This is a genomic window from Neobacillus citreus, assembly GCF_018343545.2.
In the GTDB taxonomy this organism is placed as follows: Bacteria; Bacillota; Bacilli; order Bacillales; family Cytobacillaceae; genus Neobacillus; species Neobacillus citreus.
Map to the genome: position 1 here is coordinate 1 of NZ_JAGYPE020000104.1, position 10,276 is coordinate 10,276.

The window sequence follows — 10,276 nt, forward strand, 5'->3', positions numbered from 1 at the left end:
CACTGTCTACTTGACAGGGGGCAGTTCAGTTCTCCCGCGACCTTTTTTCTTAGCCAATAGGCATTATGAATATGACTGTCCGCTTTCTGCTAAGCCATGGTTTTCTAGAGCGGCCTCAAGCTGCAATTTTTTTCTGTACACAATTCTAGACAGCGATACGCTCACTTCATATAGAACAAGCAATGGCACAATTACCAGAACATCCGAGAGGAAATCTGGCGGAGTGATAAGAACGGATACGACAATCAGTCCAAAATAGGATAGTTTCCTAGCCTTGGCCAGCCTAACCGGATTGAGAATCCCTAGTCTCGTTAAAAACATGACAACAAGCGGCATTTCAAACAGAAATCCAAACGGAAGTGTAAGGTTGATCATGAACCTGAAATATTTTTCCGCGGTGAACATCGTTTCAAATTGTCCAGCTGACAGTTTGGTTAAAAATCCGAGAACGATTGGAAACAGCACAAAATACCCAAATGAGATCCCCGCTATAAACAACAGAAATAGCCCAGGTATGAACCTTAAGGTTACCACCCTTTCTTCACGATGCAGTGCGGGTGCCACAAAGCGCCAAATCTGGTAGGCAGCAACCGGAATGGCTGCCGCGATTGCAAATACGGCCGCAATCATCATGTAGACCCAAAGGATGTCACTTGGACCAAGGACTGCCAGTTTACCATCAAGATCTTTTACAAGCCATTTATAAATATCCTGCGCAAAAATAAAACTGGTGATGAGAAAAGCAATAAATGCCAGCAACGTGATAATCACCCGCCGTCGAAGCTCCTCTAAATGATCTCCCAGATGCAGCTCTTTGTTTTCCATCCTTTGAACCCTCCTATTTTTACACAGAAAGAGAGCGGACGTGTAGCCTCGCCTGCTCTCTTTCCATTAGTTTTCTTTTTTCACAGCGGAAAGCGCGGGTTTTTTCGCTTCCTCTTTGTTGTCATCAGATACTAAATCCTTTGCCGCACTTTTAAATTCGGTTAATGTCCGACCAAATGCCCGGCCGATTTCCGGCAGCTTGGATGGCCCGAATATGATCAGAGCAATGACAAGCACTAAAATTAATCCTGGAATACCGATATTGGAAAGCATTTTGGATCATCTCCTTTTTACGTAATTGGCAGCCACCAGTATGTTTCAAATAACTATGTGCCATTCATCCATTTTTCTGTTTGATTTAATTAGGAACGGCTTCTTTTTTGCGCTTTTTCTCCAATTGAATTTCATGCGCACGGGCGTGGGCACGGTGGCGGTCTTCTTCCACTTCTGCAGACATTTGGACACCCATAGGCACCGTAGTGGTTGCTATTTCCTTAAGCCCGTTCTCGTCTTTCTCATAAACAAATGATGCTCTTGTTGAAATATCTGCTCCCAGCTCGGTCACGAATGGAACGACACGATAATCGGCGCGCCATTGTTCTGGAGTGACCTGGCAGCGAACGTAACCGCGGTAATTATTAAAGAATTTGATGTGCGGGTTGTCCGCTAAAGTTTTCGCCGTGTCAGCACGCAAATCGGAGCCGTTTCCACCGGAAGTAATCGAAGTCCCGACAAACTCGGCGCCAAAAATTGGAGCATCAGGATTGTTATAATCAGTAGTCAGGTTGCTAGCCCAGCTTGCATGAACATCTCCTGTAAGAACAATTACGTTATCCATGTTCTTGCCGGCAATAAAATCTGTCACACGTTGGCGTTGGGCCGGATAGCCGTCCCATGAATCCATGCTGAACTTCGGCGGAGTACTTGCAGATTTGCGCTGTGCAAAGAAAATCTGCTGAGCAAGAACGTTCCAATGAGATTTCGAGTTTCCTAGATTGTCAAACAGCCATTGTTCCTGTTGAGCACCAAGAAGAGTCCGTTTTGGATCTAAGGATTCAGGTGTATGAGCTTTCGATCCATCGCCATTCGCCTGGTCATCACGGTACTGGCGTGTATCAAGGACAAGGAAGTTTGCCAAATCACCATAAGCGAAATCCCGGTATAATTGCATGCCGCCTTCTTGAGGAAACTGCGACTTGCGAAGCGGCATATGCTCGTAATAAGCCTGATAAGCAGCAGCACGACGCTTGATAAATGCTTCAACAGACTGCCCTTTTTCAGGAGTAATATTTGCGTAATTGTTTTCCACTTCATGGTCATCCCATGTCACCACCCAAGGGAATGCAGCATGCGCTGCTCTGAGGTGTTCATCGGAACGATACTGGGCATAGCGGTTGCGGTAGTCTTCAAGAGTGATTATTTCGTCACCTTGATGGGCACGGACATTACCCGTTGGCGAAAGATATTCATTTGTGCCGTATTCATATATGTAATCTCCGAGATGGAACACAAGATCTAGGTCCTCTTTGGCCAAATGCTTGTAGGCCGTATAATAGCCGTGTTCAAACTGCTGGCAGGAAGCGAATGCGAATGTCATGCTTGCTACACTGGCACCTGCTGCAGGAAGTGTCTTTGTTTTTCCAACAGGGCTTAGTTCATTTCCACATTTGAAACGGTAATAATAAACCGTATTGGCCTTTAGGCCGCTCACTTCAACGTGAACAGAGTGTCCGAGACTAGGTGAAGCATGTTCTGTTCCCCGCCCGATGACGTTGCGGAAGTTTTCATCAGTAGCAAGCTCCCAATTGACCGGAACGACATGAGACGGCATTCCTCCGCCATTCAATGGATCCGGAGCTAGTCTTGTCCACAAAACGACGCTGTCTGACAGGGGATCGCCAGAAGCAACACCAAGGGTAAATGGATAGACACTGAAATTTGGAGCAGCTTCTACCTTAAATCCGCCCAATGAATTAGCAATGGCAAGTCCCAGGGACACCCCCGCTATTTTGCCGGCTCCATGAAGGAAACTGCGGCGGTCAATATTTTTCTTCATACTATCTTCGGTAAACTTCCTAACTAGTTCGTCCAATGCTCTCTCATTTGTCATGATTTTTCTCCTCTCAGGATTAAAATTCTGAACCACAAATTTGATTATATTTGGCATTTGTTAATGGCGTATAAAGATATGTAAATAGATGGATATTCAGGCGAATATCCCCATTTTATAATAATTAGACTTTCAGATGATAAATGGATGGATGTTCCTCAATAAATGGGGTTATTTCTTTAATCAACGGGAAATTATCCTAATTTTTCATAGTCCTATTTTCTTGGTTTTTTTTATTTTATTTTCAAAAGAAATTTACAAAGCGAAATGAGGCAGAAGTTAGTAAATTAACAAAAAATAAAAACTATTTTCCCTATTGTGATAAAATAATTACATTGATTGTTTAGGAGGTTAACCAATGAAAAGAAATAAGTTAGTTGTTGTAGGAGTGGGCCATGTCGGCTCATATGTTCTGGCAGATGCCATGAAATTAGGATTATTTGCGGAAATTGCAGTCATTGATAGCGATAAGGATGTTGCTTTTGGTGAAGCGCTCGACCAAGCGCATGCAACCTCTCTTACCTATATGTCGAACACAACGGTCCGTTCCGGTGATTATTCCGAATGTGCCGATGCGGACGTGATTATCTGCGCTGCCGGCCCGAGTATGCTGAAAAGCGAAGATGATAAGATGCCGGACAGAGCCCAGTTGGCAGCTGTTAATGCAGAGGTCATTCGTGAAGTCATGACGGGAATCACGAAATATACAAAAGACGCCATCATTATTTTGATTACAAATCCGTTAGATACTATGGTCTACATAGCAGAAAATGAATTCGGCTATCCGAAGGGACGGGTATTTGGAACCGGCACGATGCTTGATTCCGCCCGCCTTCGTAAAATCATTGCCGACAATTATGACATCGATCCAAAAAGCGTAACAGGTTATATGATGGGCGAACACGGCCATACCGCTTTCCCAGTATTAAGCCGCTTAAACGTGCAAGGATTCGGCGAAAAAGAATTAGACCAAGTTTTTCAAGGTAAAGAACCATTAAGTCGTGAGAGAGTTAAGCAGCAGGTGGTAAAGGCAGCCTTTGATGTGTTAAATGGTAAAGGGTGGACCAATGCCGGTGTTGCACAGGCCGCAGTTACACTAGCTAAGGCGGTTATGCTGGATGAACGCAGTGTGTATCCTGTTTGCACCACCTTACACGGACAATATGGCTATGATGGCGATGTTGCCTTAAGTATGCCATGCATCGTCGGCAGAAATGGTGTGGAGCAGCAATTGGAAATTTCAATTGATTCTCAAGAAATGGAATGGCTGCATCAATCGGCTGAGTATATTAAAGAGGCGATGAAAGTAGCAAAGACAGGTAAGAATTCGTAATAACAACAACAAAACCACTTCCTAGTTGGCTATAGGAAGTGGTTTTTGCAATTGATTATTTAATATAATACCGCTTTCTTTGTTTTTCCTTAGAAACGGCATTATACTTATTTAATTTACTAAACCGCTTTTTCTTTTTTAAGTACTTTTCGTTAAGTACTACCACTTTCCGGTGTTCGGTGGTCATGTATTTTCGGTATATTGATTTATATTTTTCAATTCCGAAATGACCTAATATATAAATTGGGAGGATCATGCATACGTGGATGACCAATTGCCGAATTAAATCAAATTCAGTCCCAATAACGTATTTAGCCATTACAGCATGAGCCAAAAGAGAAGCCATTAAAATGATTACTATATTACAAATATGGAAAGGGACAGTATCTGTTTTTTCATGTAACACCCGCTCTAGTTCAGACTTAATATAAAGAGTTGTAAATACTGAGATCACAATCACGAACAGGGAAACAAAGTATGTAAGAATAGTGTTCATTTTTCCGATCCCCCCACTCTCATGTTCTGAAACGAAAACTATATTTCCATTGTAACACAAGAAATGGAAAAAGAAGCTTCCCATAAGTTTGCTCAACTTACGAGAAGCTTCCGATCATGTTATTTATTCAAACCCTAGATATTGGGGCTGATATTACATCATGCCGCCCATTCCACCCATACCGCCCATGTCAGGCATTCCCATGCCTGCACCAGCTGGTTCTGGCTTGTCAGCAACTACAGCTTCAGTTGTTAAGAACATAGCTGCAACAGATGCTGCGTTTTGAAGTGCAGAACGAGTTACCTTAGTTGGGTCAACGATACCAGCATCAATCATGTTTACCCATTGGCCGCTAGCAGCGTTGAAGCCTGTGCCAACTTCTTCATGCTTTAAGCGCTCAACGATAACAGATCCTTCAAGACCAGCGTTGGTAGCGATTGTGCGGACTGGCTCTTCCATCGCACGTAAAACGATGTTGATACCTGTTTGCTCGTCGCCTTCAGCTTGAAGCTCAGCCACTTTGCTGTATACGTTAAGAAGGGCAACACCACCGCCGGATACGATACCTTCTTCAACTGCAGCACGAGTTGCGTTTAATGCGTCTTCGATACGAAGCTTGCGCTCTTTTAATTCTGTTTCAGTTGCAGCACCAACTTTGATAACTGCTACACCGCCAGCCAATTTAGCAAGACGCTCTTGTAATTTTTCCTTGTCAAATTCAGAAGTAGTTTCTTCTAATTGAACGCGGATTTGATTCACGCGGGCTTGGATTGCTTCAGTGCTTCCTGCACCTTCAACAATAGTTGTGTTTTCTTTTGTGACAACGATTTTAGCAGCGCGTCCTAAAGATTGAATTGTTGCGGACTTAAGGTCACGGCCAAGCTCTTCAGTGATCACTTCAGCACCAGTTAGAGCAGCGATATCTTCAAGCATTGCCTTACGGCGGTCACCAAAGCCAGGAGCTTTAACAGCAACAGCATTGAAAGTACCGCGAAGCTTGTTCAGTACTAAAGTTGCAAGTGCTTCACCTTCAACATCTTCAGCAATCAGCAATAATGGCTTGCCTTGCTGTACCACTTGCTCAAGAACAGGCAGGATTTCCTGAATGCTTGTGATCTTCTTATCAGTGATTAATACAAATGGATTGTCTAAGATAGCTTCCATTTTGTCAGTATTTGTAACCATGTATGGAGAAGCATAGCCACGGTCAAATTGCATCCCTTCAACTACATCCAATTCAGTAGTGAAGCCTTTAGATTCTTCGATTGTAATAACGCCGTCGTTGCCAACGCGCTCCATTGCTTCAGCGATTAATTGGCCAACTTCTTTGTCATCAGAAGAAATAGCGGCAACTTGAGCGATCGACTCTTTGCCTTCAATTGGTTTAGAAATAGCTTTAAGCTCTGCTACAGCAGCAGTAACTGCTTTTTCGATACCTTTACGGATGCCCATTGGGTTAGCGCCTGCAGTTACGTTCTTTAAGCCTTCGCGAATCATCGCTTGAGCAAGAACTGTTGCAGTTGTTGTACCGTCACCGGCAACATCGTTTGTTTTACTTGCTACTTCAGCAACAAGCTTTGCACCCATGTTTTCGAATGCATCTTCTAATTCTATTTCTTTTGCAATCGTTACACCGTCATTTGTGATTAATGGTGAACCGAATTTTTTCTCAAGAACCACGTTGCGTCCTTTAGGTCCAAGAGTAACTTTAACTGCATCTGCAAGTGTATCAACACCGCGAAGCATTGCGCGGCGAGCGTCTTCACTAAACTTAATCTCTTTAGCCATTGTTAAAAAACCTCCTCTTATAATTAAAGCTAGTTATTTTTCTTATTCTCCAACTACAGCAAGGATGTCGCTTTCACGTAAAATTAAGTATTCAGTACCTTGGTATTTCACTTCAGTACCAGCGTATTTTGAGAAGATGATGCGGTCGCCTTCAGAAACTTCAACAGCTACGCGCTCGCCATTGTCAAGCACACGGCCAGTACCTACAGCTACAACTTTTCCTTCTTGAGGCTTTTCCTTTGCTGTATCCGGTAATACGATACCGCTTGCAGTTTTTTCTTCTGATTCAACGAGTTCGATGATAATGCGATCACCTAATGGTCTTAACATTCAAACAACCTCCTCAAATATGTGTTATTCGGTCATTTATTAGCACTCGACTATGATGAGTGCTAACACAATTATTATAATAATCAATCTAAAAATCTTTTGCAAGTCTGATGCATAAAATTTATTAAAAAAAGTTACCCTTTTTTTCCACCTTATAAAGTATGGATAAAATCCATATTTCTATTCAATTCTTTTCAAAGCAGGCATTCAAAATTGAAACTAATTTGTCATTAAAGGTAGAATGAAGAATAGTGATTGATTACATTTCGATTGGAAAAAATAGATGGAAAAGGAGTTTTGACTTGAAAAAGGAATACTGGATTGTCCTTATTGTTTATATTGCCATGCAGCTTTCCAGCTTTGCCGGGATTCCTGCATTTATGTTTGGATTTCGCCTTTTTGGATGGAGGCAGGAATTTGTGGTACCGGTTTGGCTAATCACAAGTTTCACCCTTGCCTTTCTCATCATTCTTGTTATCCTAAGAAAAGAAATGAAGCCTGGGGTCCATAGTGAAAGAAACACTTCAATCGGTCATTCGATAAAGTGGGCGATTTTAGGGGTTTTCCTTGCCCTATTTGCCCAATATACGGCTGCCATCATTGAGCGCCTTATTGGGATTGAATTGGGCTCTAAAAATACACAGGAAATCCTCACGATCATTAATGCCTTTCCTTTGGCCATTCTTGTAACGAGTATTATCGGCCCTATTTTAGAAGAAATTGTGTTTCGGAAAATTATCTTTGGGGCTTTTTATAAACGGTTTAATTTCTTTATTTCTGCCCTAATCAGCTCGGTGGTCTTTGCGCTTGTCCATATGGAGCCTGAGCATCTGCTTATTTACTCGGCGATGGGCTTTACCTTTGCTTTTCTTTATGTAAAAACCAAACGCATCCTGGTGCCGATTTTCGCCCATGTATCCATGAACACGATGGTCGTCCTTGTTCAGTCGGTTTATAAGGATGACATTGAGCGGCTGATGCGTGAGTCAGAGGCAGTTCAAAACTTTATCGGAGGATTTCTATGAAACGTTCACCTTTGTTTTCTGGTTTGATTTATTTAATACTTGGTGCCCTGTTCACCTATTTTGCTATCGATGATGTCCAAAATAATGGCTGGGGCTTCTTCAGCTACCTTTTGGTCATCCTCGCCACCTTTGATTTTGGGTCAGCCTTAAAGATGATTGTTTTTCATTTTAAGTATAAGGGGCAAATGAAAAAATGAGGCTGTCACATTTAAACAGCCTCATTCTTATTAATCTTCGATTTCCTTTAGCGCAATCTGCTGATAAGTTTTAAAGAATGAATCACAGAATAAATCCCATTCGGCAGCGGCTTCCATCGAGGCCTCGCTTACTTCTCCTAAAACAGGTCTTTGCAGCAAGTCCTCTAGTTGGTCCGTAAACTTTTTAATCGTCTCTGAATCGGCTCCCTCAAGAACGCTGGCCACAAACTCGGCAGGTGAATACCAATCAGATACCCTGCCCAAATCGCGGTAAATTTGCGTTAACAGCAGATTACGCGGTCCCTCCCACTGTTCGTTTACGACCACATCGCGGAAGATACGCGGCAGCGACGAAAATTCCTCCATGACGCCATTACCAGCAAACACGGAGATAGCCTCCCGTAAAATTTCCGCCCCCTCATTCGTTGCACAGATTTTCTGCAGCAAGACAAGTTCACGCAGATTAAATAACTTTTTCCTAACTTCAATTGGATGGCCCGATTTAATTCCTGGATTAAGCGGCTTATCCAGCTGCAAGAAAAGATTATAGATTTTGAATGCCCCCGCCGTCGTTCGCTCAGCGGCATGCTGGATTCGTTTCAACTTGTTTGCTGCGAGTGGATAGTCTTTTACCTTCTTTCCAAAAACACTTCGGAAATCACTGTACAAATTTGCCTCCCGAGAGGCCCTCAGCATAAACCCAGCACAGGCAATCCCAATTTCCAACCGCGACAAGGTCAATACAATTCCGACTGCAACTGCAATCCCCTTATCCTTTGGACCGATTGGATAGGCGCGCGCCCCCTTATATTGAATCTCCCCTGTTGGCAGCTCGGCTGTGCCAAGCTTCCATTTGATCCGATTAATCTCGTACCCGTTGCGTTTCTCCTTCTCCTTATCCCCCGGAAGCCAGGATGGTACGATAAATGTCGAAACTTTGTCAGTTCCCGATATTTTTGCCGTTACCACCGAATAATCGGCATGAGCCGCAGAACAGAAAAACTTATTCCCATACAAACGATAACACTTGCCTTCCGGAACCGCTTCCAAAACATTGGCCGGCAAATCAGAACCACCCTGGATTTCTGTCATAAATTGAGCGCCAATGGCAAATTCGCCATTTAGCCCTTCTTTTGTATGATTTAATATATCTTGAAGTTCTGGATAATCCTCATCCGGAAACTGGTCAAGCAAAGCCACTAAACCATGTGTACAAGTAAGCGGACAGGTTACTCCCGCCTCACCCAGCTGGTGAATCAGCATTCTTTTCACAAAGCTTTCCCAAGGTGTCATATTTCTGGAAAAAAGACCTTCTCCAAAAATTTCATTCTCTAATTGATGAACTTCTTGAGGACGGACAATCCGGTCAATCCGATTATTAAAAGCATCAAAGTGAAGCATGTAGGGGCGGACTTCCGGCCTGGCAATTCTTTCAGCTAACCGGTTCCATTTTGCAGATACTGTTGGCGAAAAGGATAATAGTTTTTCGTGGACTTGGCTGTGCTGAGAACCCGTAAATTTCTTAACCGCTTTTTGTAAAAACGGTTCATCACGGTACCAATCAAGGTTGTCACGTTTTTCGAGAAATTCATCAAAGCTGTAAGAATTTTTTCCTTTCGCTTCTGTCTCTTGGGAAACAAGCTTCATAAAAACGCCACTCTCCTCATGAATGATAATTCATAATTTTTAATTTAATTTTAAATGTAAGGATATGGCAGCGTCAAATATAAGTAGAAAACAAAAAAAAGGCCGAACTAATCAGACCTCATAAAAAGATATCTTTATTGCTGCGCCCTTCTATAACGGTATTGGTTCCACTGAAAATAAATAAAGCATCCGATGCAAAAACCTAGAATTGCCACAAAGGCAGCCACCGCGACAAGAATCGTGAACACATAGCCAACACCATTCCATCCCAGCAGGAATCCTACAAATCCAATTCCCAAACACGATACGGCAATTTTTTGATTAAATTGCTGCTGCTCCCAATCCTCAGGGATATAAGCCTTTGGGTCCTTTCTTAAAAATAGTTTTGCTATTTGCATAATCGGATTAAATCCGAATAAAAGACCAGACATACCGGCAACAAACGGCACTAACAAAAACCATTCCTGTCCGGATAACCATGTTAACACAACACTTATAACAATCGTCCACTGGTTTGTTTTCACA

General features: G+C 42.7%; 11 protein-coding genes. 3 read left to right on the plus strand and 8 right to left on the minus strand.

Translation table 11 applies throughout. The features are described from left to right. Positions 1-63: 63 nt before the first annotated feature. From tatC to KHB02_RS28460, 3 genes are all read right to left on the minus strand, one after another. Positions 64-825, minus strand: a complete 762-nt coding sequence (tatC, locus tag KHB02_RS28450; protein ID WP_213148361.1) for a twin-arginine translocase subunit TatC — start codon at positions 823-825, stop codon at positions 64-66. A gap of 66 nt (positions 826-891) precedes the next feature. Beyond that, on the minus strand, positions 892-1,098 hold the full coding sequence (locus tag KHB02_RS28455; RefSeq protein WP_213148362.1) for a twin-arginine translocase TatA/TatE family subunit: 207 nt from the start codon (positions 1,096-1,098) through the stop codon (positions 892-894). A gap of 85 nt (positions 1,099-1,183) precedes the next feature. After that, positions 1,184-2,935 carry an alkaline phosphatase D family protein gene (locus tag KHB02_RS28460; RefSeq protein ID WP_213148363.1) on the minus strand — a complete coding sequence of 584 codons (1,752 nt, stop codon included), beginning with the start codon at positions 2,933-2,935 and terminating at the stop codon, positions 1,184-1,186. 358 nt (positions 2,936-3,293) lie between these two features. Between KHB02_RS28460 and KHB02_RS28465 the strand changes: the two genes are divergently transcribed. After that, positions 3,294-4,268 carry an L-lactate dehydrogenase gene (locus tag KHB02_RS28465; protein ID WP_213148364.1) on the plus strand — a complete coding sequence of 325 codons (975 nt, stop codon included), beginning with the start codon at positions 3,294-3,296 and terminating at the stop codon, positions 4,266-4,268. 55 nt (positions 4,269-4,323) lie between these two features. On the opposite strand, the gene KHB02_RS28470 is transcribed toward KHB02_RS28465, so the two are convergent. The 3 genes from KHB02_RS28470 to groES form a co-directional block, all read right to left on the minus strand. Next, positions 4,324-4,764 (minus strand): hypothetical protein, encoded by a 441-nt coding sequence (locus KHB02_RS28470; protein ID WP_213148365.1) that lies wholly within the window; start codon positions 4,762-4,764, stop codon positions 4,324-4,326. Between the two features lie 153 nt (positions 4,765-4,917). Further along, positions 4,918-6,552: a chaperonin GroEL gene (gene groL / locus KHB02_RS28475; RefSeq protein WP_213148366.1), complete on the minus strand. Its 1,635-nt coding sequence runs from the start codon at positions 6,550-6,552 to the stop codon at positions 4,918-4,920. A 42-nt stretch (positions 6,553-6,594) separates the two neighbouring features. Next, a complete protein-coding gene (gene groES / locus KHB02_RS28480) occupies positions 6,595-6,882 on the minus strand; it encodes a co-chaperone GroES (RefSeq protein ID WP_213148367.1) in 288 nt (95 codons plus the stop codon). 302 nt (positions 6,883-7,184) lie between these two features. On the opposite strand from groES, the gene KHB02_RS28485 reads away from it, so the two are divergent. Together KHB02_RS28485 and KHB02_RS28490 are read left to right on the plus strand one after the other, a co-directional pair. Further along, positions 7,185-7,907 (plus strand): CPBP family intramembrane glutamic endopeptidase, encoded by a 723-nt coding sequence (locus tag KHB02_RS28485; protein WP_213148368.1) that lies wholly within the window; start codon positions 7,185-7,187, stop codon positions 7,905-7,907. Further along, positions 7,904-8,104, plus strand: coding sequence for a YdiK family protein (locus KHB02_RS28490; RefSeq protein WP_213148369.1), 201 nt, complete (start codon positions 7,904-7,906; stop codon positions 8,102-8,104). The genes KHB02_RS28485 and KHB02_RS28490 overlap by 4 nt, the downstream gene beginning before the upstream one ends. 30 nt (positions 8,105-8,134) lie before the next feature. On the opposite strand, the gene KHB02_RS28495 is transcribed toward KHB02_RS28490, so the two are convergent. Both KHB02_RS28495 and KHB02_RS28500 read right to left on the minus strand, forming a co-directional pair. Continuing rightward, complete coding sequence (locus KHB02_RS28495; protein WP_213148370.1) at positions 8,135-9,751, minus strand: acyl-CoA dehydrogenase family protein; 1,617 nt, start codon at positions 9,749-9,751, stop codon at positions 8,135-8,137. Between the two features lie 134 nt (positions 9,752-9,885). Then, the gene (locus KHB02_RS28500; RefSeq protein ID WP_241114170.1) at positions 9,886-10,275 is read right to left on the minus strand and encodes a DUF4395 domain-containing protein; all 390 of its coding nucleotides are present in this window, start codon (positions 10,273-10,275) and stop codon (positions 9,886-9,888) included. Position 10,276 lies beyond the last annotated feature (1 nt).

Coding starts and splice junctions, on each gene's coding strand:
- tatC (WP_213148361.1), bottom strand. CDS start 825: ATGGAAAACAAAGAGCTGCATCTGGGAGATCATTTAGAGGAGCTTCGA.
- KHB02_RS28455 (WP_213148362.1), bottom strand. CDS start 1,098: ATGCTTTCCAATATCGGTATTCCAGGATTAATTTTAGTGCTTGTCATT.
- KHB02_RS28460 (WP_213148363.1), bottom strand. CDS start 2,935: ATGACAAATGAGAGAGCATTGGACGAACTAGTTAGGAAGTTTACCGAA.
- KHB02_RS28465 (WP_213148364.1), top strand. CDS start 3,294: ATGAAAAGAAATAAGTTAGTTGTTGTAGGAGTGGGCCATGTCGGCTCA.
- KHB02_RS28470 (WP_213148365.1), bottom strand. CDS start 4,764: ATGAACACTATTCTTACATACTTTGTTTCCCTGTTCGTGATTGTGATC.
- groL (WP_213148366.1), bottom strand. CDS start 6,552: ATGGCTAAAGAGATTAAGTTTAGTGAAGACGCTCGCCGCGCAATGCTT.
- groES (WP_213148367.1), bottom strand. CDS start 6,882: ATGTTAAGACCATTAGGTGATCGCATTATCATCGAACTCGTTGAATCA.
- KHB02_RS28490 (WP_213148369.1), top strand. CDS start 7,904: ATGAAACGTTCACCTTTGTTTTCTGGTTTGATTTATTTAATACTTGGT.
- KHB02_RS28495 (WP_213148370.1), bottom strand. CDS start 9,751: ATGAAGCTTGTTTCCCAAGAGACAGAAGCGAAAGGAAAAAATTCTTAC.